The 21,980-nt window shown below is 45.4% G+C and carries 22 protein-coding genes and 1 tRNA gene; 12 read left to right on the top strand and 11 right to left on the bottom strand.

Features of this window, described 5'->3' with window-relative positions; translation table 11 throughout:
* The 5 genes from FAI40_05405 to FAI40_05385 all read right to left on the bottom strand — a co-directional run bounded on the left by FAI40_05405 (position 1) and on the right by FAI40_05385 (position 5,946).
* A complete protein-coding gene (locus FAI40_05405; protein ID QCE34830.1) occupies positions 1-876 on the bottom strand; it encodes an ATP-binding cassette domain-containing protein in 876 nt (291 codons plus the stop codon).
* An 11-nt stretch (positions 877-887) separates the two neighbouring features.
* Positions 888-1,667: an ABC transporter permease gene (locus FAI40_05400; GenBank protein ID QCE35754.1), complete on the bottom strand. Its 780-nt coding sequence runs from the start codon at positions 1,665-1,667 to the stop codon at positions 888-890.
* Between the two features lie 25 nt (positions 1,668-1,692).
* The gene (locus tag FAI40_05395; protein ID QCE34829.1) at positions 1,693-2,838 is read right to left on the bottom strand and encodes a hypothetical protein; all 1,146 of its coding nucleotides are present in this window, start codon (positions 2,836-2,838) and stop codon (positions 1,693-1,695) included.
* Positions 2,819-4,234 carry a UDP-glucose/GDP-mannose dehydrogenase family protein gene (locus FAI40_05390; GenBank protein QCE34828.1) on the bottom strand — a complete coding sequence of 472 codons (1,416 nt, stop codon included), beginning with the start codon at positions 4,232-4,234 and terminating at the stop codon, positions 2,819-2,821. Before FAI40_05390 ends, FAI40_05395 begins: the two co-directional genes overlap by 20 nt.
* Before the next feature lie 179 nt (positions 4,235-4,413).
* Positions 4,414-5,946 carry a catalase gene (locus tag FAI40_05385; GenBank protein QCE35753.1) on the bottom strand — a complete coding sequence of 511 codons (1,533 nt, stop codon included), beginning with the start codon at positions 5,944-5,946 and terminating at the stop codon, positions 4,414-4,416.
* A gap of 491 nt (positions 5,947-6,437) precedes the next feature.
* On the opposite strand from FAI40_05385, the gene FAI40_05380 reads away from it, so the two are divergent.
* Both FAI40_05380 and queE read left to right on the top strand, forming a co-directional pair.
* Positions 6,438-6,514: transfer RNA gene (locus tag FAI40_05380), tRNA-Asp, on the top strand.
* Positions 6,515-6,581: 67 nt separating this feature from the next.
* On the top strand, positions 6,582-7,232 hold the full coding sequence (queE, locus tag FAI40_05375; protein QCE34827.1) for a 7-carboxy-7-deazaguanine synthase: 651 nt from the start codon (positions 6,582-6,584) through the stop codon (positions 7,230-7,232).
* Between the two features lie 156 nt (positions 7,233-7,388).
* On the opposite strand, the gene FAI40_05370 is transcribed toward queE, so the two are convergent.
* Entirely contained in the window at positions 7,389-7,703 is a 315-nt protein-coding gene (locus FAI40_05370; protein QCE34826.1) for a hypothetical protein, read from the bottom strand.
* The gene (locus tag FAI40_05365; GenBank protein QCE34825.1) at positions 7,634-8,101 is read right to left on the bottom strand and encodes a hypothetical protein; all 468 of its coding nucleotides are present in this window, start codon (positions 8,099-8,101) and stop codon (positions 7,634-7,636) included. The genes FAI40_05370 and FAI40_05365 overlap by 70 nt, the downstream gene beginning before the upstream one ends.
* Before the next feature lie 279 nt (positions 8,102-8,380).
* Between FAI40_05365 and queC the strand changes: the two genes are divergently transcribed.
* Both queC and FAI40_05355 read left to right on the top strand, forming a co-directional pair.
* Complete coding sequence (gene queC, locus FAI40_05360) at positions 8,381-9,091, top strand: 7-cyano-7-deazaguanine synthase QueC (GenBank protein QCE34824.1); 711 nt, start codon at positions 8,381-8,383, stop codon at positions 9,089-9,091.
* Between the two features lie 2 nt (positions 9,092-9,093).
* Positions 9,094-9,645: a 6-carboxytetrahydropterin synthase gene (locus tag FAI40_05355; protein ID QCE34823.1), complete on the top strand. Its 552-nt coding sequence runs from the start codon at positions 9,094-9,096 to the stop codon at positions 9,643-9,645.
* A 3-nt stretch (positions 9,646-9,648) separates the two neighbouring features.
* On the opposite strand, the gene FAI40_05350 is transcribed toward FAI40_05355, so the two are convergent.
* The 3 genes from FAI40_05350 to FAI40_05340 all read right to left on the bottom strand — a co-directional run bounded on the left by FAI40_05350 (position 9,649) and on the right by FAI40_05340 (position 13,159).
* Entirely contained in the window at positions 9,649-10,314 is a 666-nt protein-coding gene (locus FAI40_05350) for a hypothetical protein (GenBank protein ID QCE34822.1), read from the bottom strand.
* 10 nt (positions 10,315-10,324) lie between these two features.
* A complete protein-coding gene (gene ssb / locus FAI40_05345; GenBank protein QCE34821.1) occupies positions 10,325-10,813 on the bottom strand; it encodes a single-stranded DNA-binding protein in 489 nt (162 codons plus the stop codon).
* A gap of 96 nt (positions 10,814-10,909) precedes the next feature.
* Positions 10,910-13,159, bottom strand: a complete 2,250-nt coding sequence (locus FAI40_05340) for a primosomal protein N' (GenBank protein QCE34820.1) — start codon at positions 13,157-13,159, stop codon at positions 10,910-10,912.
* Between FAI40_05340 and FAI40_05335 the strand changes: the two genes are divergently transcribed.
* From FAI40_05335 to FAI40_05305, 7 genes are all read left to right on the top strand, one after another.
* Positions 13,158-14,141, top strand: a complete 984-nt coding sequence (locus FAI40_05335; protein QCE34819.1) for a tyrosine recombinase XerC — start codon at positions 13,158-13,160, stop codon at positions 14,139-14,141. The genes FAI40_05340 and FAI40_05335 overlap by 2 nt on opposite strands.
* Positions 14,111-15,058, top strand: a complete 948-nt coding sequence (locus FAI40_05330; protein QCE34818.1) for an XdhC family protein — start codon at positions 14,111-14,113, stop codon at positions 15,056-15,058. Before FAI40_05335 ends, FAI40_05330 begins: the two co-directional genes overlap by 31 nt.
* A complete protein-coding gene (locus FAI40_05325; GenBank protein ID QCE34817.1) occupies positions 15,055-15,624 on the top strand; it encodes a nucleotidyltransferase family protein in 570 nt (189 codons plus the stop codon). The genes FAI40_05330 and FAI40_05325 overlap by 4 nt, the downstream gene beginning before the upstream one ends.
* A gap of 168 nt (positions 15,625-15,792) precedes the next feature.
* A complete protein-coding gene (locus FAI40_05320; protein QCE34816.1) occupies positions 15,793-16,266 on the top strand; it encodes a (2Fe-2S)-binding protein in 474 nt (157 codons plus the stop codon).
* Positions 16,267-16,269: 3 nt separating this feature from the next.
* Positions 16,270-18,492: a xanthine dehydrogenase family protein molybdopterin-binding subunit gene (locus FAI40_05315; GenBank protein ID QCE34815.1), complete on the top strand. Its 2,223-nt coding sequence runs from the start codon at positions 16,270-16,272 to the stop codon at positions 18,490-18,492.
* Positions 18,493-18,507: 15 nt separating this feature from the next.
* Positions 18,508-19,872 (top strand): c-type cytochrome, encoded by a 1,365-nt coding sequence (locus FAI40_05310; GenBank protein QCE34814.1) that lies wholly within the window; start codon positions 18,508-18,510, stop codon positions 19,870-19,872.
* 97 nt (positions 19,873-19,969) lie between these two features.
* Positions 19,970-20,488, top strand: a complete 519-nt coding sequence (locus tag FAI40_05305; GenBank protein ID QCE34813.1) for a dUTP diphosphatase — start codon at positions 19,970-19,972, stop codon at positions 20,486-20,488.
* A 32-nt stretch (positions 20,489-20,520) separates the two neighbouring features.
* Here the strand turns inward: FAI40_05305 and FAI40_05300 are convergent, their stop codons facing one another.
* The gene (locus FAI40_05300) at positions 20,521-21,189 is read right to left on the bottom strand and encodes an HAD family hydrolase (protein QCE34812.1); all 669 of its coding nucleotides are present in this window, start codon (positions 21,187-21,189) and stop codon (positions 20,521-20,523) included.
* 113 nt (positions 21,190-21,302) lie between these two features.
* Here FAI40_05300 and FAI40_05295 point away from each other — a divergent pair, with 113 nt between their 5' ends.
* Positions 21,303-21,962 carry a hypothetical protein gene (locus FAI40_05295; GenBank protein ID QCE34811.1) on the top strand — a complete coding sequence of 220 codons (660 nt, stop codon included), beginning with the start codon at positions 21,303-21,305 and terminating at the stop codon, positions 21,960-21,962.
* Positions 21,963-21,980: the final 18 nt, after the last annotated feature.

The raw sequence follows: 21,980 nt of genomic DNA, 5'->3' as shown, positions 1-21,980 counted from the left end.
TTAAAGCCTTTTTGCGGTGGCTGGCGGAACGAAATTCGTCTCAATAGGGCCTTTCAAAAGCCCATGGGTAAACTGCTCCACCACTGGATTTCCAGAAGACATGAGCTGATCAATTGGACCATTCCAAATAATCTGCCCTTCATAAAGCATCGCCGCCCGATTACCGACCCTGCAAGCCGAAATCATATCGTGCGTAATGGTCAAAGAGGTGGTTCGTTTATCGCCGCCAGCTTCTTTAATCAACGCATCAATCACCGCAACCATAACAGGGTCAAGGCCTGCTGTTGGCTCATCCAGCAACAAAATGCCTGGCTTTAATGCCATCGCTCTCGCAATCCCAATACGGCGCTGCATGCCCCCCGAAGCAGAGGCCGGGTAAAGATCCCCAACCTGATGCACTTTTAGTCCAACACGGTGCAAAAGATCGCTCGCCCTTGAAACAAGCTCTTGATGGCTAGGATTTTTTGTAAATTTAGGCTTTTCGCCTCCACGGATTTCGTAACGGGCTTTTTCACGCAAAAATTGCATACGGGGCAAAGCCTTCAACGCAAAAATGATATTTTCTAAAATCGAAATTGAATCAAACAAAGCCGAATTTTGAAACAGCATCCCTATTTCAGCCCGTAAGGCTTCTGCCAAAGAAGGCCGGCAGGAAAGAACATCCACCCCATCAATTTCAATGCTGCCGGCATCTGGCTCTTCAAGTCCCAACAGACAGCGCAAAAGAACCGATTTGCCTGTACCTGATCCGCCAATAATCACCATCGATGTCCCAGACGGAACATCTAAATCAACGCCCTTTAAAACTTCCCTTCCGCCAAAAGATTTCCGAAGCCCCCTGATACGCAGAGAGGGCGCTCTTTTAAGGCTCGACATATCTCCCCCTCTTATCCTGCAAAAAGCAAATCTGTTAAGAAATAATCTGTAATTAAAATCATAATGGAGGAAGCCACTACCGTTGCTGTTGCCGCTCTGGCAACGCCTTCTGCGCCCCCCCTGCATTTATAACCATAGTAACAGGCAAACAACGTTACCATAAATCCAAAAACAGCCGCTTTTGCCAGACCGACCGAAATATCATTCACCTTCAAGGACTCTAAGCTGGAATGAATATAGGGAACCGCCGAAAAACCCAATTTTCCGACACAAACAGCAAAGCCCCCAAAAATCCCCAGAATATCCGATAACATAACCAAAATAGGCAATGCCACAAGCCCTGCCAAAAGGCGTGGACTCACCTGCATTCGAATAGGGTCAATGGCCAACGAGCGCAAAGCGCTGATCTGATCCGTCACCCGCATTGCCCCAATATTTGCAGCCAAAGCCGCCCCCACACGTCCCGCCACCATCAGACCCGTCAAAACAGGGCCAAGCTCTCGTGTAACCGCAATCATCACCGTGCCAGCCAAAGCATTTTCAGCATGATATTGATGAAACCCGATCCAGCTTTGCAAGGCAATCACGCCCCCTGCAAAAATAGAGGTCAATGCAATCACTGGCAAAGACAGAAAGGCAATTTCCAATAAAGTCGCAAAAAAAATTTTACCGTAAAATGGCAGATGAAAAAGTCCAAAAATGGCCTCAAGTGCAAAAAAAGTCAGCTTCCCTGTTCCTTGGCAACACCCCAAAAAAGAGCGGCCAAGATGCTGAACAGGCTCTAACACAATAAGTCCAAAATTTTTTCTTTGTTTTTCACTCACCCTTTGAAACTTTCTCACTGGCGGAATGCTCTCTCAATTCCATCTCCTCTTGAGACGGCTTTTTCTCTCGAACCTCCAAAGAGGATTTTTCGGCCTGAATAGGGTCTATCGAAGCTGTTGTAATCAGTTTTGTCTCTGTGGGCACTTCGTCAGAATCTTCCGTTCCTGGCGCTGGCTGTAACTCTGCCGCAGAAGGCGTTAAAGAAGGCTGTTTCTCTGATTTTTCATCTGTTTGTGAAAGATCCGCCTCTGCCGCCTCTTCGGAAGGTAACGCTTCTTTTGGCAAAGCAGACAAAATCTCAGCAGGCAGAGGGGCAATTTTAGCATCTGGCTGAGACACAACCACACTGCCTAAAGGCGTTTCTTCTTTTTGCAATACGCCGCCATCTGTAATTTCGGGCGCTTGCGCTGCCGCCCCTAATCGAACAAAACCATCATCTTTCGTCCGAACATCCGATGTTCCAACAGCGGCGAAAATCTGTGCCTGTGAACGGTCTGCCATTGTAAAATGAGCCGCACCAATATGCCCTGAAGAAACCAAAATTTGAGCGGTTTCCGAACCAAAAACAGAGAAAACAGACAGTTGGGCATCTTGAACAGAAAAGGAAGCACTATCACCAGCGACCAGCTGTGCCGCCCGTTTTAACTTTTCAATAGAAACTTTGGAATTTCCAGACATTTTAAGATCTAACGAATCCACATGTCCCAAATTGAGAACGTCCCCCTCTAAAACAGCCCCTTCAAAAGAGGCCAAACTTCCAAAAGAGGTCACTGAAGCCTTAGGCGAATCATGATAAATCACACTGAAATTTGGAGGTACTGAGAGAGACAAACGTCCCTTTCCTACCGTACATTCATTCCCATTGGCACGCACTAAAATACGTTTTTGCGCCTCATCTTTCGCCACACTTATCGAAACCGTTTTTGGAATCTTCTCGGCCATCACCCCATTCGTTAAGGAGGCATCCACCTCAATTTTAAGGTCTGTACAGGGAGCTTGAATATCAACCTCCTCCCCTTGATACAAAGTTCTGGGCTCTTCTGCCCACGCAGCGTGAAAAGGCAAAAGCGTTAACAAAGTCCCTGCCAAAAAGGAAAAAACACCGCAATTTCTAAAATTAACGTCTATCTTGGGCATGTTTCTCATCTTCCCTTGCTGCATTGCCTCGCCCAAGCCCCTCAACGTCCAGGCCCGCTTGTTCAAAAGCTGCTCTCTCTAAACAGTTACGATAATCTAATATCTTTTTTCCACGCATTTTTTGAGCCAAAAGAGATGGAGACAGTTTTTCAAAATCTCCCCACTCTGTCAAAAGCAATATGAGATCTGCCTGTTCTGCGACATCTTCTGGCGCTTTCATCCAACGCAGCAAAGACTCCTTGCCCTTCAAAATCTGCATTTTTTCAAAAGTTTTCTTCGCATTTTCCATCGCTTGTGGATCATAAATTTGTAACAAAGCCCCCGCTTGAAGCAAATAAGGCAAAATAGAAAGCGCTGGCGCATCCCGAACATCATCTGTTCCGGCTTTAAAAGCAACCCCTAAAACCCCTATCCATTTTCCCTTCAACACGCCTCCGAGGCGCTCAGAGATACGCTCTGCAAGACGTTGTTGACGCCATTTATTACTGCTCATCACCGCTTGCAATAGATCTGTCCTTAGATCGTTTGCCTGTGCTGTGGCTACCAAAGCCCTCGAATCTTTTGGAAAGCACGCCCCACCAATCCCTGGCCCTGGCTTTAAAAAATGCGGCCCAATCCGCACATCTTGCCCCATTGCCTGCGCAACCTCTAAAATATCCGCACCTGTTGCTTCACACACATCTGCCATTTCATTGATAAAGCTGGCTTTCATTGCCAAAAAAACATTTGAAGCGCTTTTTGCCAGCTCCGCACTTTCTAAAGAGACAAACAAAGTTTTCTGTTGTGCTGGATCAATCTCTCGGTAAAGCTGTTTAAAAAATGCTTTTATCTGCGTCTTTTCTTTGGGTGCTAAAACAGGAAGGCCGATTAAAATCCGATCCGGATTCATAAAATCTTTTAAAGCAGTCCCTTCCCTTAAAAACTCAGGATTGCAAAGAACAGTAAAAGCCACCTCTGGACGCTTTTTTTGAAGAAATTCTTGTGTTTTTTGACATGTCCCCGTTGGCACAGTCGATTTTACAACGACTAAAAGCTCTGAAGAGGCGCAATTTTCCGCAATGGAATTAAGAGCTGCATCTATTTGAGATAAATCCAAATCATTCTTTTGCTGAGAGGCAGAATCCTCCTCAAGCGCAGGCGTCCCAACAGCAATAAAAACAGCCTCTGCCCCTTTCATTGCCGCCTTATACGAGGCAGAAAAAGAAAGATGTCCAGCCAATATTTCCTCTCTCAAAGCCTCGGATAAACCTGGTTCATAGATGGGAGACTGCCCTTTCTTCAAAAGGGCAAGACGTGCTTCATTTTTTTCCAAAACAAGCGTTTCAACGTGTGATTTTGCAAAGCAAACCGCTGAAACCAAGCCAACATAACCGCCCCCGACAACAACCAGTTTCATGTTTATCTTTTCCAAGTCCTCATTTGACAATTCCAGCCAGAGATTCAAAAGCCTCAAAAGCGCCTTCTAGTCCCTTCTAATATAAGCTGGAATGAAGCAGAAGAACAATGAGAAACGTAAAAAGGCGCTCGGTAAAACCAAGCGCCTTTCCTTAAAAAGCTTACAGAAAGCCTTTCTCTTCAGCCAAGCGTTGAGGAGAGACTTTTTGCAACTTCTTTAACATCTTTTGCAGGAAGCCCCAGCTGATCGGCCAAACGTGTCCCGTAATCTGGGTCTGCCTTATAGAAATAGGCACAATCCCTGACCAACGTCGCACGGGAAGCCTGACGGTAGGAAGAACCCTTCATATCATTCACAAGGTTGGTAATCAGCGCCTGCTTCTCCTGCTCAGAGAAAGAACGGTACAAACGTCCAGCCTGCTCGAAATCATCCATCGGTGCAATCGCAGCCTGCTGGGCTCTGCCAGAAATACTGTAAACAGCCGTTGCATAAGGACTGTCTTTTGGCGCTGAGGTGCCAATCGCACCATCGCCTGTATTCACCTGATCAACTGTTGCCGCCTCATCTGTCCAGAGGCTGGTTGGCTGATAATTCGCATGACCCTTTTGAGTTTTGGAACTCATTGTGCCATCCTGCTGGTCATTATGAATCGCAACCGCTGACGCATTTACAGGAAGATCCTGATAATTTACACCCAAACGGTAACGCTGCGCATCAGGATACGAGAAAATACGTCCCTGAAGCATTTTATCTGGGGAGGCATAAATGCCTGGAATCATATTGCTTGGACTATAAGCGGCCTCTTCTGTCCATTGGAAGAAATTATCCGGGATTTTATTTAAAATCATCGATCCCAAACGAATTTCCTTCACGCCGACCCAATCTTTGGTATCGTCAAAGGCATCATATGGCAGGGATTTTGCTTCGTCTGGTGTTAAAACCTGCGCGTACAAATCCCATTGCGGGAAATTCCCTTTCTGGATGCTTCCATAAAGGTCTTTTGTCGCATAATTCCAATCGGTATGGGCAATCTCCTCAGCATTCAAACCTTCAACCCCCTGCTGGGATTTAAAGTGAAACTTAACAAAATACTGTTTGCCGTCACGGTTAACCGTACGGAAGGCATGCACACCGAACCCATCAATATGACGTAAATCTTTTGGCACACCATATTTCTGAGAATAGAGATATGTCAGCGCTGAAGTGCTTTCGGGCGTGTTTGCAAAATAATCGAAACGTCCTACGAAATCCTGAACTTCTGTAACAGGGTCTGGGCGGTTGGAATGAATAAGATCTGGGAATTTAATGGCATCCCGAATGAAGAAGACTGGAAAATCAATCCCAACAAGATCCCAGTTTCCGGTATCTGTTTTAAATTTCACGGCAAAACCACGGGGATCTCTCAGCCATTCTGGTGATCCTGGGCGATTCAAAACCGTTGAAAAACGCATCACAACAGGTGTTTTTTTTCCTTTTTTAAAAAGAGAGGCCTGTGAATAATCGCTAAAATCAACATCGGAAATAAACACACCCTGTGCGCCTACCCCACGGGCATGCACAACACGCTCTGGAATACGCTCACGATCAAAATGCGCCAGCTTCTCAAAAAAATGCGCATCTTCGACCAAAGCTGGCCCATCCTGCCCCGCCGTTTTGATATTCTGATTATCGGCAATAATATGCCCAGAATTATCTGTAATTTTGGGAGGCATTTTACTCGTGCCTGTGTACGTTTTCTCTGCAGTGATTTCCGCTGCAAAGGCTGTGCCTGCCATAAGAAAGGCCGCGAGACCTAAGCAAGTTGCAAATTTTTTCGTCATCAAAAAAAATCTCCGGGAAATTGATAAAATCGTTGACGCTCTTCAGTTTCAGCGCCAGTGAGTGGTCCCGCCACCCAGCCTTTTACATAACTTTAATAGCATGGGAAATTTTAGGTGTCATTCTTCCCTTCTTCCTTTCAGAAAACCCTCTTTTGCAACAAACTTCAAGAGAGAATGAACGGTTAAAGGGGATAAATCGCAAAAATTCGGGTAGGGAAAGATATTGTTGCTTTGAGATTTCTCTTTCAGAACCCAAAATTGAGAGGAAAATCCAATTATTTTCAAATAATATCATTTTTCAACTTGTCTTTCTTCTGAAGCACTGCTAAATCCTGTTGCAACACAGCTTGTTTGTCTTTGATCCCAAAGCACAAGCAGAATAAGCGGGTGTAGCTCAGCTGGTTAGAGCGCCGGCCTGTCACGCCGGAGGTCGCGGGTTCGAGTCCCGTCACTCGCGCCATTTTAAAGATTTTTAAAATGGTGCGAGAACTCCCCCTTCTTAAAAATTAAATCATAAAAGTTTTTCTGTGACTTACGCTATTAAAGAAATTTTTCTATCGCTTCAGGGCGAAGGGCTTCAATGCGGAAAAGTCAGTATTTTTTGCCGATTCTCTGGCTGTAATCTTTGGAACGGCCTCGAAAAAGACCGTAAAACTTCCGCTTGCCGCTTTTGCGATACAGATTTTATCGGCACAAAAGGCCAAAACGGGGGGAAATACTCTTCTGCTCAGAAGCTTGCAGATAAAATTGATGAAATCTGGATCAAAGAAACCGGAACGACCACGGATAAACATATTATCTTCACCGGTGGAGAACCTCTTTTACAGCTAGATTCTGAAATTTTAGAAGAAGTCAAAAACAGAGGCTTTCGGACATCCTTAGAAACAAATGGATCAATCCGTCCTCCAAAAAATGTTTTAGACCTACTGGATTGGATTTGTGTCAGCCCTAAAGAAGAGAAACTTCTCCTAACACAAGGCGATGAATTGAAATTCATCTATCCACAGCAAACCCTTAAACCAGAACATTTTGAAAATTTAGCCTTTCGGCATTTCGTCCTTCAGCCTATGGATAACGAAAATCAGGCTAAAAACACACAGGAAGCGCTCTCTTACTGCCTAAAGCACCCAAACTGGAAGCTTGGGCTGCAAGTTCACAAAATTCTTAGAATTGAATAAGAAACATGCTTTCCAAGCCTCTGGAAAGAATAGCAAAAGCATGTCCCATCTCTAAAAACAAACACTTAAGACCAGTCTAAATACAAGCGTTCAACTCATAGAAAAGCTGGCTCTCTGGAATCCCCATAGCTTTCAACGCATTGATTGAGCCAAACATCACCCCTTGAGGGCCGCAATATAACAGTCCATATCTTGTGTAATAATTTGCTTAAAAAATTCTGGAGAAATATGCCCTTTATGATAGGTAACATTCTTCAAATTTGGAGGAAGTTCATTGACACGGGTATAAAAAATATCCGCTTTCAAATGCCCTTCTTCGGCAAATTTTTTAATTTCTTCGGCAAAAGCCTCATTTTCAGCCTTTTGCGTTGTATGGATATAACGCACCTCCTGCTCATACCCTATTTTGGCAATTTCTTCCGCCAAGGAAACAATCGGGGCAATGCCACATCCACCGCTGATAAGAGCAATAGGCTTATTACGGGGCTGGAAAAAAACTCTCCATAAGGGCCACTGACCTCAAACTCATCTCCCGCTTTTACCTTTCTGGTCAAAAGAGGGGAAACAAGGCCGTCTGGCACTTCTTTAACACTAATCCGGAAATATTCGTCGCTTGGCGTAGAAGAAAGCGAATAATTACGCCGTCTCGGGCCAACGCCTGGCACCTCAACTTCAATACAGATAAACTGGCCTGCTTTTGCAAGCGGAATGTTTTTTTTATCTACTGGATATAAATAAAGAGAGGTAATATCCGCACTCTCTTGCTTTAAGGATTTAACGTAAAACCGCCGCCATCTTCCATACGGAATACGATAATCCGCTTCTCTTTCCTGACACCCACATTCTAATTGACCCGAAAGATCACTCATAAACGATCCTCCTCCAATATTTATTCAGTTGTCTCCACTCAGCTAAAACCCTCTACCCATCAAAAAAATAAATCAATGCGCATTTTTGTTTATTTGCTCAATTTCTAAAAATAAATATTGAGTTACAACTCGATATTAAAAAGGAGACTTCTGCTCCAACATTTTAAAATGAAAGGCTTCTTTTTATCTTTTTTCTCTTCTTGCCATCCTATGTGCCTTTTGTGTTAAATCATCTTATTTCATTTCACTTTGCCTGCGATAGAATTGATACGCTCTTTTATGCCTTCTGACTCTTCCCACGATGCCGCTTTAGTTCTCTTTTCTGGAGGACAGGATTCCGCTATTTGTCTCGCCGATGCGCTGGCAAAATTTTCCCGTGTTGAAACGATAGGTTTTTATTATGGCCAGCGCCATGAAATTGAATTGGAATGCCGAAAAGAAATTCGAAACACACTGCCAAAACTCAAACCTCAATGGCAAAAACGCCTTGGCGAAGACCATCTTTTAGACCTGACAGCCTTAGGCGAAATTTCCGAGACTTCCCTCACACGGGAGAGCGAAGTTAAGCTCAATAAAAATGGCCTTCCGAGCAGTTTTGTCCCTGGTCGCAACATTATTTTTCTTTCTTTTGCTGCCGCCCTCGCCACACGGCGTAATATCTCAAACATCATTGCAGGGATTTGCCAAACGGATTATTCAGGCTACCCTGACTGCCGGGATGATTTCTTTAAATCCATGCAAGTAACGCTTAATCTGGGTATGGAAGAACATTTCCGCCTCCATGCCCCTTTAATGTGGATTAACAAAGCGCAAAGCTGGCAACTTGCAGAAAAAACAGGTGGCAAAGCGCTCGTTGATTTCATCAATGAAGAAAGCCATAGCTGTTACCTCGGAGAACGTGGCAAACGCCACGAATGGGGCTATGGCTGCGGCACATGCCCTGCCTGTACCCTTAGGGCGCAAGGCTGGAAAGAATATCAGGAGACTTAAACATGACAAATTCTCATTTTACACTGGAATTTACACGCCGCTTTGCAATGGCTCATCGCCTGATTTCAGGCTCAAGCCCTTGCTGCGCCATTCCACATGGACATAATGAATATGTCACTGTTTTCTTGGCCAAAGGGCCAAATCATAAAGGGGAAAAGCTTGATGGGCATGAAAATATGCTCCTTGCTTTTGCCGAGGCCAAATCACGCTGGCATCATTTTATCGATGCGCATGTAGATCATGTCTTTCAGCTTTCTGACAAGGATCCGCTCCTGAATTTCTTTCAAAAAGAAGAGCCTGAGCGCCTTCAACGCATTATGGTAACACCGGGCGACCCAACAACAGAAATGCTTGCAACCCTGCTCCTCTCCAAACTCAATGCTTTTTTAAAAGAAGCGGGCGGATTACTCAGCGCAAAATCAATCCATATTCAAGAAACGCCAACCAATGCGGTGCGCTTTGAAGGAAATCCTCAAGATTTTCTCCCCAACCTTCCCAAAAAAGAAAAAGGTTACTGGTGGGAAAGAGCGGATAATTCTATTTCAGATTTTTAAATCTTATCCCACAAGATGCGCGAGAACCGCCTCAAAAATCCAGCGAACAAAACTTCTGTTTCTAAGCTGTGGGGCACAGGCATGATATTGGATTTCATACTGATCCGCCCGTGCCTGAACGATTTCCGCCACTTTTTTAATTTCAGGCTTATTTTCATAGAGCTTGCGCCGATAGCCTGAGATACCTTCGTGATAAGCAAGATACTGGTTATAGGCATCTGTCTTTTCAAGAGAGAGTCTTTTTGAAGCGCCCGTTATATACCAGTCAACAAAATCAAAGGAATCTCGAAAACGATGACGCCGAAGCCATTCGCCCTGCGCTTTCTGATATTCATCCCAAACCCCATTTTCTGCCTGCGCATATCCATAGGCGCTCGTGATATGCGATGTTGGGATTGGAATCACACCAAATAAACGGTTACGCCGTGTACCGACCTGCCCTCGAAAACCAGATTCCTGATAAATAATAGACATGGTTACAGAAACAGGAATTTCCCATTTCTGTGCGCTTTCTTCGGCCGCACGATACCAAGCCCGCCTTTCATTAAAAATAGCGCAAATATTTTCAGGATAACGAGGGGGCGGAGGCGTACATCCCTGAATGGGAAAGGAAGCCCCTCCCAAAATGAGGAGAGAAAGCCAACGCCTGCAAGCGAAAGCTTTCCTCATAAGCCATCCCCTAGAACGGAATATCGTCATCCAAATGACTGTCAGAAGGCACGTCCCAAGAGGATTCCTGTTGCGGCTTCCGTGCAGGCGCACTCTGGCGTGGTGTCCCTCCAAAATCACTATTGTAAGAGGAGCGAGATTCCCCGCCACCGCTTCCACCAACAAGAACCAGCTCGCCCCTAAAAGCGTCTAAAACGATTTCTGTTGTATATTTTTCCTGTCCACTTTGATCTGTCCAGGAACGGGTACGCAGTTCCCCTTCAACATAAACGGAACGGCCTTTTTGCAAATATTTTTCTGCAATTTCTCCGAGACGCTCGTTAAAAATCACAACACGATGCCATTCTGTACGCTCTTTACGCTCACCGCTGCTGCGGTCTGTCCAGCTTTGAGAGGTTGCAATCCGTAGATTTACGACCTTCTTGCCATTTTGCATCATTCGGGATTCTGGGTCAGTGCCAAGGTTTCCCAGAATACATGCTTTGTTTAATCCTGCCATTCGTTTCTTCTCTTCAGTGCTTCCATTGGGAGATTAAAAAAATCTCCCCTTTATTCTAAACGATCTTCTCTTCTTCTAGCATTTCTTTTCCTATTTCTACAAAAAAGAAACAGGATCCATATCAATCCCTATCCGTACATTTTTAGAAATTTTCACTTGCGCAAGCCATTCCCGTAATAAAGGCTGTAACGCAATTCCCCTCTTTCCTCGCAGTAAGAGCCGAAAACGATGCTGACCTCGCAAAAAACTCAATGGTGCTGGCGCAGGTCCTAAGACCGCAATCCCTTCTCCCTGTGGAGCTAACGCTCCTAATTGCCAAGCGCAATCCTCTGCGGCTTTCGGATTTTCAGACGTTACAATAATGGCAGCTAAACGCCCATAAGGCGGCCAGAAACTCGGACGCCTGACGGCCTCTTCGAGCTTCATAAAATTCTCAAAATCCCCTGCCTGCAAAGCCTGCATCACAGGATGTTCTGGCAAATAAGTTTGCAAGAACACTTTGCCGGGCTTTTCCGCACGCCCTGCACGTCCAGCAACCTGATTTAAAAGCTGCATCGTACGCTCTCCAGCCCTCAAATCACCTCCCCCCAAGCCTAAATCGGCATCAACAGCGCCGACCAAGGTTAATTTTGGGAAATGCCAGCCTTTTGCCACCAACTGCGTGCCAATCAATAAATTAATTTCTCCCTTTTCAATCTTAGAAACAAGCGCCTGCATCTGCGTCTGCGAAGAGGTTAAATCTGAAGTCACACATAAAGATCTGGCTTCTGGAAAATGCCGCTCCACCTCTTCCGCAATACGCTCGACCCCCGGGCCAATCATTGCCAAATCTTCCTCTGATCCACATTCAGGGCAGGCTTTCGGTACAGGAATGACATGATCACAATGGTGACACTGCATCCGAGGACGCTTAAAATGCTGGACCAGCCACGCCGAACATTGATCACAACGAAAACGAAAACCGCATTTTCGGCAAAGTGTCAGTGGCGCATAGCCTCGCCGATTCAAAAATAAAAGCGCCTGCTCTCCCCGTTCCAGCGTTTGACGGATTTCTGTAATGAGTTTCGGCGAAAGGAAATCTCCCTTTTCAGGCGGATCATTTCTAAGATCAATCATTTCAATCACAGGCGGAACAGCCTGCCCGTAGCGCTTTGTAATTTTCTGCCAAGAATAGCGCCCTGCCTGCGCATTCATAAGACTTTCCAAAGACGGAGTTGCCGATGCCAAAATGACAGGACACTTCTCAAGATTTCCTCGCAAAATCGCCATATCACGCCCGTTATAAATAACCCCCTCTTCCTGCTTAAACGTGGATTCATGCTCCTCGTCCACAACAATCAGACCCAAATGGGAAAATGGAAGAAACAAAGCAGACCTTGCCCCCACAATTAAAACAGGCTCTTTTGAAAACGCCTTTTCAAAGACTTTTGAACGTGCCCTTGGCGTTAATTCTGAATGCCAAATTAAGGGCGCTCCTCCAAAACGCCCTTCAACCCGCTTTTTCCATTGAGCTGTCAAGGCAATTTCAGGCAACAGAACAAGAACCTGCTTGCCCTCTTCAAGCGCCTGCGCAATCGCCTCAAAATAAATCTCTGTTTTTCCAGACCCTGTAATGCCTTGTAAAAGATTCGTCTGAAACGCAGATTTTTTAACCAAATTCCGTAAAAAGTCAGCCGCCTCCTGCTGTTCGGGCGACAAAACAGGCATTTCAAAAAAAGGATTCAGCGCGAAATCCAATCTCTCTGGCATGGACACTTTTTCCAAAAGCCCTGCCTGCTCCAATTTTTTCACAACAGAAATACCAACCCCCGATTTTTCGAGCAAAATCTCACTGGCAAGAATCTCTCCGCCTTCTAAAATACGCAAAACATGCTGGCGCTGCTTCGTCATTTTAAAATCAGATGGGACTTCTTTGTGGGTTAGCTGCCAGCCTTCTTTTTGCGTACCCCAGCCATTTTGCAGCAGAAACTCCACCATGCGGATAACAGGGCCGAGCATCATGCCAGGGGACATAAGATAATAAGCGGCAGCCCAATTTACAAAACGGCGCAGCGAAAGCGGCAGAGCTGGAAAATCTAACGGCGCATCAATAAAACGAAGCTTTTTCATCGGCCATGATTCTGCTAAAAAAGGCGCAAGCTCTTTTGGCACATCGGAATCCTGATCCCAGACGCAGCCAACAGCATATTTTTTACCCAACGGCACACGCACAAAGCTCCCTGCAGGTAAAGGCTCCGAAAAACGGTACTCTAAAGCGCTTTCAAATGGACGTCGCAATAAAACAGGCAGACGATACCCCAAATCTTCTTCTTTTTCCCCCAAAGATGAGGCAGTATCTTTTCTCATGACTATAACATCCTCTCCCCTGCCGCTTTTAACGCCTGAACTTCGTCAATTATGGCAAAAATGGGGACTATGGCTTGGTTTGGAAAAAAAGCTCTCTCCCCTTACTTTAGAGGCTTACCAGCAAGATGTAGAGCGTGCGATGCGTTTTTTTCTTTCTGCCCTGCCCGGCACACTCGATACTGAACGGCTTTCAACCCTTGAAAAACCTATTTTCAGCCGTTGGTTGGCATGGGAGATGAATCAAACCTTTGCAAAGAACCCCAAAACCAGCAAAGAGAGTATTAAGCGCAGTCAAGCAAGACGGCTTTCCTCTCTCCGCTCCTTTTTTAAATGGTTCGAACACGAAAAAAAACTGTCAAACAGTGCTATTTTCAGACTCAGAGGGCCACGTCTCAACCGAAGCCTCCCACGCCCTCTGTCGGAAAAAGAAGCTCTCAGCGCTCCTACAGAAATCGCCTGCCGTGAAAAAAATCCCGAGCTGGTGTTGCGTGATATTGCGCTTTTCTCTCTCCTTTATGGCGCAGGATTGCGTATTAGCGAAGCGATCAATCTTAATATTGGCCAAATCCGAACTTTAAAAAACACGCTCAGAATTATCGGAAAAGGCAATAAAGAACGTCTTGTTCCTCTCTTGCCAGAAGTCATAAAACCGCTTGAAGAATATTTAAAAGTCCGAGACCCATTGAATGGTTTAGACAAAGATTCTGCCTTTTTTGTTGGTGCAAGAGGCGGAAGGTTACAGCCTGCCATTGCTCAAAAGGCCATGCGGGAATGGCGCAGAGAGGCCGGATTGCCTGAATCGGCAACACCCCATGCCCTGCGCCATTCTTTTGCGACCCATTTATTATCAAATGGGGCAGATTTGCGTGTGATTCAAGAATTGCTAGGACATGCAAGCCTTGCCTCTACCCAAATTTATACACTGGTCGATGAAAAAAGCCTGCTGGAGACATGGAAAAAATGCCATCCGAAAGCCTCATAACCATCTCCCCACAAGCAGGGCGTTTAACGGATCGGCCGAAAGAGATTTTCACTTTCATCTTAGAAGCCTTCAAACAAGGCCAAAAATGCGCCCTTATTACCCTCGTTGAAATTATCCAAGGCTCTTCCCGAGCGTTAGGCGCTCATATGGCAGTACGGGAAGACGGGCTCTATTGCGGTTTTGTTTCTGGCGGATGTGTCGAAGGGGCGGTTGCACAAGAAGCGCTTGAAGCGCTCAAAGAAGGCAAAGACCGTTTTTGCCATTTTGGAAAAGGCTCTCCCCATTTTGATATTCTTCTGCCCTGTGGTGGTGGCATTAAACTCGCCATTCATCTTTTAAAAAACAAAACAGAAATTCAAAAAATCCTCTCTTTTTTTGAAAACCGCCAAGCAAGCTTTTTAACCTACTCCCCAAAGACAGAAACGCTTACGGCCTCTAAGGGCAAAATCGAGACAGGCTGGAAAGAAACGCATTTCGCGATTGCCTACCGCCCTGCCCTCAGACTCTTTTTATCAGGTGGGGCTTATGAAGGAGGTGTTTTGGCTGAAATGGCCGAAACCGCTGGGCTAGAAGTTTTTTTTGCACCTCACAAAACGCAAAATGCCATGCTATTGGAAATGCAAAAATGGACAGATGAAAATACCGCTATTGCGCTTTTGCATCATGATCCCGAACGGGAATTTCTAATCTTATGCCAAGCCCTAAAAACCAACGCTTTTTATATTGGCGCTCTCGGCAGCCTCAACACCCATGAAAAACGTAAAGCCAGATTGCTAGAAGAAGGAGTCCCCATAAGAGAAATACAACGTCTTCATGCCCCTATTGGTCTTTTCGGCCCTACGAGAAATGCCCGAACCCTTGCGGCCTCCATCATTGCCGAAATCCTAAAAAAAGCCACGAATGGACGTATTTTATGAAAGCGAAACTTGCTCTCGCCGTATTAGGTGCAGGATATAGCCGGCGGTTTGGAAAGGAGGATAAACTCTTGGCGTCCCTTCATGGCAAGCCTGTTGGACAGCATCTTTTAGGCGCATTAGAAAATTTCTCCTTTACGCAAAAAATACTCCTTTGTCGGGAAAATTCTCTCTGGACTGCTCCTTATGCACAGGCTGGCTTTGAGCTGATCCAAAACAACAATCCTGAAGGGGGAATGTTAAGCTCTCTACGAAAGGCCGTTCTTTCGGCCTCCCCCAACATAACACATCTTTTTATCTGCCTTGCGGATATGCCTTTTATTTCCAGCACCCACTTGCAAAAGCTTCTGCAAAAATTCGAGGAAACAAAAGGAGAAATTCCTCTTGCTACGCAGTCCGATTCAAAAACAGATCCCTACAAAGGCCCGCCAGCTATTTTCGCCCTTAACGATTTAAACACCCTGCCTGATCGTGGCGAAGGAGGAGCACGTCCTCTTTTAAAAGAAGCACTTTTTATTCCCTGCCCTGTTTCTGAACTTAAAGATATTGATCTAAAAAATGATCTTTAAAGCACCCTTCAGTCTGCGTTAAAAAAAGAGTTTTTTTACGACGGTAGTGAAAAAAAGTTGGTCTTTAGCGTCAAAAGCTTTAAGCAAGACAAAATCAATTCTAAGTAAGAAAATTGTTTTATTAATTTCTACCCTATGCCAGCCATAAGTTTTTATTAAGGAGCCCCTATGATTGAACTCATTGTTAATGGCATTAAACATCAGCTCGACGTGACGCCTGACACTCCCTTGCTGTGGGTTTTGCGTGATAATCTTCAGCTCACAGGCACAAAATATGGGTGTGGCTTAGCGCAATGCGGTGCCTGCACTGTTTTTGTCGATGGGCAATCCATGCGTTCCTGCGTCACGCCTGTTGGAACACTCGCTGGAAAAAACATCACCACGATTGAAACAATTGAAGAAGACGAGATTGGTAAAAAACTTGTTGAAGCTTGGGTAAAACATCAAACGCCCCAATGTGGCTATTGCCAATCTGGACAAGTCATGGCCGCAGCAGCACTCCTGAAAAACAATTCACGCCCCACAGAAAAAGACATTGATGAGGCAATGACCAATCTTTGCCGCTGTGGAACTTATAATGCCATCAAGGCTGCTATTCGTGATGTTGCCGGCATTGCCGATGAGACCACAAAGAAAGGCTGAACCATGTCCAAAAATGCCTTTTCCTCTCCGAAAACAAAACTTTTAAATCTTTCTCGCCGTGGCTTTTTAGGGACTTCTGTTGGCGCTTTTGTCATGGGGGTCGCCTTTCCGCAGGCCAACGCCGCAGAAAAAATAATGGCTCCCGGAACGGATGTCCGCTTCTTTTTAGAAATCACACCTGATAATCACATCAAATTCCTCTCCCCTTTTATTGAAGGCGGTCAGGGAATTTTCACAGGCCTTGCGCAACTGGTTGGAGAGGAGCTGGATGCCGACCCCGAAAGCTTTATCGTGGAGACCGCACCGCCTGGCGATCAATACCGTATTATTCCAAAAGATCTCTGCCCTCCCGGCCGTTGGACTGGTGGCAGCATGGCCGTGCGCACAGGGCATCTCACCATGCGCCGTCTTGGCGCGCTCACCCGTGCCATGCTCCTTCAAGCAGCTTCCCAAAAACTCAATGTGCCTATTTCAGACCTAACCACAGATAACGGCACCGTTATTCACAGTGCAACGAATCAAAAACTTTCCTATGGTGATCTTGCGCCAATTGCGCTCAAGCTTCCTGTGCCCGATCCAGAAAGCATTACGTTAAAAGACAAAAAACAATTCCGCTGGATTGGCAAATCACTTCCCCGTCTTGATATTCGGGATAAGGCCACAGGAAAAGCCATGTATTCCATTGACATTTCTATCGATGGCATGCTGCATGCGGCGGTTCAACACGCCCCAAGACTAGGGCTGACCCCCGGTGATTTTTATAATGAAGATCAGGTCAAACAAATGCGGGGCGTGCATTCTGTCCACCGCCTAGAGGGGGCGGTTGCTGTTGTTGCCCCTCATTGGTGGGAAGCGAAATTGGCCGTTGAAGCCCTGCAAGTAGATTGGCAAGAACCAGGGCCTGCGTCCAAAATGCGTTATATGCCAACGGACTTTTCAACGCATAAATTCCGTGAGTTTTTAGCCAGTCAGAAACTCTCTGGCGAGGCTTCTGAAGAAGCTGGCGACCTGCAAAAAGCCTTTGATGAATCCGCAACGATTGTCGAAGCTACCGGCTCCAGCCAATATCTCCGCCATGCCCAATTAGAACCGCCTTCTGCCCTTGCCCGTTTTAATGAAGATGGATCGCTCGAGCTTTGGATGCCAAACCAGCAGCCAGAACTTTTTCAAGCAGAAGCTGCGGAAATCGCTGGCCTTCCCATAGAAAAGGTAAAAGTGCATTCGCCTCTCGTGGGGGGATTTTTCGGCCGTCACTTTTTACTTGATACCACCATTGCCTTTCCACAAGCCATTAAACTGGCACAGGCAACAGGAAAACCCGTTAAAGTCATTTGGAGCCGTGAAGAAGAATTCCTTCGGGATTCTGCACGTCCTATGGCAGTCGTCCATTTTAAAGGCGCACTGGATTCTAAAGGAATCCCAACAGCGATTGAGGCGGTTTCTGTTACCGAAGGCCCTGCGGAAGGCATTGCTGGAAAGCAATCTTTTCCGCCGGATGAAGCCGCTGTCGAGGGCTTAACAGGAAAATCCTACAATATCCCCAACCGCCGCATTGCCCAGCTTTATGTCAAAACGCCGATGGTTTTAAGCTATTGGCGCTCTGTTGGCCATTCTATGAATGATTTCTTTTATGAAACATTCTTAGATGAGCTGGCAGAAAAAGGCAGGCAAGACCCTTACCAGTTGCGCTTGCGCCTTTTAGAAGGCAATGAGCGCTTGACCACTCTGCTCAAAAGCGTTGCAGAACTCTCTGGTGGTTGGAAAGCAGGGATTTTCACGGCCTCTGATGGCTCTAAACGGGCCAGAGGCATTGGTATGGCCTCATCTTTTGGTTCAGAAGCGGCCGTCATCGCCGAAGTCTCCATTGAAGAAGGCCAAGTGCGTGTCCATCACATTTGGCAGGCGATTGATGCCGGAAGCGTTGTTAATCCCGCCATTGTCGAGGCACAAGTCAATAGTGGCACCGCTTTAGGACTTTCACAAGTTTTAATGGAAGAAATGGCTTATAAGAACGGCATGCCTGTTGCCCGAAATTATGATCTCTATCCCATTTTACCGCCCTCCCAAATGCCAAAAGTCCACGTCAAAATTATTGAAAGCGGTGCCCCCATTGGCGGCATTGGCGAACCCCCCCTTCCAGCTGTCCCACCAGCGGTTGCCAATGCTGTTTCCACCTTAGTGGGTAAGCGGATACGATCCATGCCGCTTTCCCAATACCGTTTTTAAAGAGAGCTTGGTAAGATGAAAAAATTTCTCACAACCCTCTTACACCGTAAATACCTTCCTTACGTTTGCGCTTTTTTTGCAACCTGTTTGGTCTGCTTTGTCGGAATAGTTTGGTTTGTGTGCCGTCTGCCCGCCTCTCCGCTTGACAAAGTCAGCATTCCCACCTCGGATGCGAAACTGATCTCAAAGGGAGAATATATTGCCCGCCTCAGCGATTGCGCTGCCTGCCACAGTGTGAGCGAACAGCAAACTTTTGCTGGCGGTTTAAAAATGGTAACGCCTCTTGGGGCGATTTTCAGCACAAATATTACGCCCGACCCAGAACTTGGTATCGGAATGTATAGCCTTGGCGATTTTGACCGTGCCGTGCGCATGGGCGTTGGGCATGATGGCCATCGCCTCTACCCAGCCATGCCTTATCCTTCTTATTCCAAACTTTCAAATGAGGATGTCACAGCGCTTTATGCCTTTTTCCGCTATGGTCTGAAACCTGCGCACGTTCCAAATAAGAAAAACGAAATTCCCATTATTCTCAATATCCGCTGGCCGCTTGCCTTTTGGAATCTCATGTTTGTGCCTAAAAAACCTTACGCAGAAGTCAAAAGCCAGGATAAAACTTGGAATCGTGGCGCTTATTTAGTGGAAGGCGCTGGACATTGTGGCGCTTGTCATACGCCTCGAAACAGCGTGACAATGAGTGAAAAGGGGCTAGATGCCTCTAGCAAAACCTTCCTGGCAGGAGCTGCCGTCGATAATTGGTATGCGCCAAGCTTAAGAAATGGCATCAATAAAGGCCTAGGAAAATGGTCTGAAGCTGACATTTACCACTTTTTAAAAGAAGGCCGGAATGCGCACGGGGTTGTCTTTGGCTCTATGGCAGATGTTTTCAATAATTCAACGCAATTTATGAGTGATGAAGACCTTTACGCGATTGCCCATTACCTCAAATTCTTGCCAGCAGATCCCAAAGAAGACAAGGAGATTTGGACATATGATGCCCAGACAAATCAAGACAACGCAAAAGGCTCAAAGCTTTATGCCCAGCGCTGTGGCTTCTGCCATGGTATGGATGGAAAAGGAAAATCTCCTTGGATTGCGCCTTTAGCTGGCCCTGTCTCCTCTTTATTGAGAGAAAATCTATCCTCCATTGATATCACCCTGAACGGCTCCCCCCGTGTGATTGCCAACTCTATGCCCGATGCGTACCGGATGCCCTCTTTCCGCAGACAGCTTTCTAATGAGGATATTGCTGATATTCTTTCCTATATCCGTTCCAGCTGGGGCAACCATTCTGAGAAAGTCACGGCGAAGGAGGTTGCAGCACTTCGTAAAGAAACCAGTTCCGCCAGCCCAAGCATTACAGTGCTTCAAGTCAAATAAATTTGACTCTGCTATCTAAATAAACCCCCATTTATTCTTTAAAAAATTAAGTGGGGTTTTATTTGCTTTTTCTTTTCCTTTTGAGCAAAGCTTATAAATGAAATCTTTTGTGTTAAAGGAAAAGCATATGTCTGAATCACAAGCCCATCCTGTTATCAAAGCGGGTCCTGTCAAAATTATTTTCATTAAAGCCGAGGGGAAACCTTACTCCAACAATATTCAGTTTCCAACAAAGGCAACCAAATATAGTACAGGCTATGATATTCATTCTGCTGTAGATATTACGATCCCAGCAGGAAAACATGCCATCGTCCCAACGGGACTAAAATTTAAAATTCCAGACAAAGCGCCAATTGATTTTCAAGTGAGAAGCCGTTCTGGCCTTTCTGTTAAAAGACGTGTGGCCGTCACAAACTCTCCTGGAACGATCGACCGTGACTATACGAGCGAACTTGATATCCCCCTCACCAATTACAGCGATGAGGATTTTCATATCAAAGTCGGTGACCGCATTGCACAAATGGTTTTTAACCAACTCGCAGAAGTTGATCTTCCTCAAGCCGTCACCTTAAATAAAGAACGTGGTGGGAATGACTTTGGCGATTCAGGACTCTAGACTTTAATTTAGGTAAAAGGGGCTCTCCCCTTTTACCTTTTTTCTACCCTAAAGTTCTGAATAATTTCCAGCAATTCCTGTGGCGTATGTGCAATATAAGCTGCACCTGCCTCTTTCAAAACGGCTTCCGATTTTGACCCCCATGTTACACCAACAGAAGGCAACCCATCATTTTTTGCCATTAGAATATCGGCAGAACTATCACCAATCACAAGACCTTTTTCTGAGTCAGGCACTTTTAAAAATTCTCTCGCTTTCATCAAAGGATGCGCAGAAGGTTTTTCCATCTCGACCATATCTGAACCGACAATCACCTCAAAATAATCGGACAAGCCAACATTTTGAGCATCTGCTTGTGCGCCTTTTGTTACTTTATTCGTGACAATCGCCATTTTATCGCCATGCTGTGCACAGCTTTTAATAACCTCGCCCATTCCTTCATAAAGATGGATATAATCGGCGGCAATTTTTGCATAAAATTTTCGGTATGTCTGAATCAGCTGTGCCATTTCTTCCGAAGAAAAAGACTTGCCTTCCGCCAAAGAAGCCAAAATCTGAGAAAGTGGAAAGCCCATCTTGCTTTTTACAGCTTCCAACGTCGGCTGCGGAAGATGGTGCGCCTGAAAAGCCATCTGAATTGCACGGGAAATTCCGCCAGATGTTTCAGCGATTGTGCCGTCAAAATCAAAATATAAAATCATATGATTAACCTCTTTTTGCACGAATAAGCCTTATCCTAAGATAAAGGTGATTTAAATTATTCCCATTGAGGACTATAATGCTTTTCTCTAGAAAAAAGCACGCAGGAGAAGAAATGAGAAAAATTTTTCGCACCTGTTTTTTGTTCTCTCTTTTTTGTGTTTTCACCTTTTTTTCTAGCATCTCTTCTTGCGCGGCACCGCCAGAAGAGTGGCATCATGTTAAAACCAGCCTCACCAGTTTAAAAACAGGCTGGTCAAGCAACCGTCATTATGCGCCACCAATAAAAAACGAAAAATCCCCTCTCACCAATGGGTGCGGACTGGTTCATTTTGAACTTCCAGCTTTTTTCTCAAGCTACGCTTTTGACCGTACAAAAATTAAAATTGCTTTAAGCTTAACAAGCTATCTCCTAGGAGATTCTATCCATCCAGCAAGTGGCTTAGAAATTTCAACAATCAACCCAGCATGGCAAGTTGCCTTAGGCGAAAAAAGTGAAATGACCCTCCGATCTAGAGACTATTCTAAAAAATTCCAAATGCAGGCAGAGGCTCCAAACACTTGGATTGCTCCGATTGAAAAAGAAGATTTAAGAAAAATGCTCCAATCCTTTTACCAAAATAACAATGTAGAAATCGTCCTCTCTTCGGGGGATTCAATGGATTTGAAATTTGGACATAATAAATCTGTACTTGAAAATTTTCAGAAATGCCTCGCCGAAACGAAAATTGCAGATCTTCCACCGCTAACTCCCTTAACGGCAAAAAAATCATAAGTAAGTTTTAGGATTTTT

The organism is Acetobacteraceae bacterium, assembly GCA_004843345.1.
In the GTDB taxonomy this organism is placed as follows: Bacteria; Pseudomonadota; Alphaproteobacteria; order Acetobacterales; family Acetobacteraceae.
The sequence above is the reverse complement of the archived record's forward strand: the minus strand, read 5'-3'. Positions and strand labels throughout refer to the sequence as shown.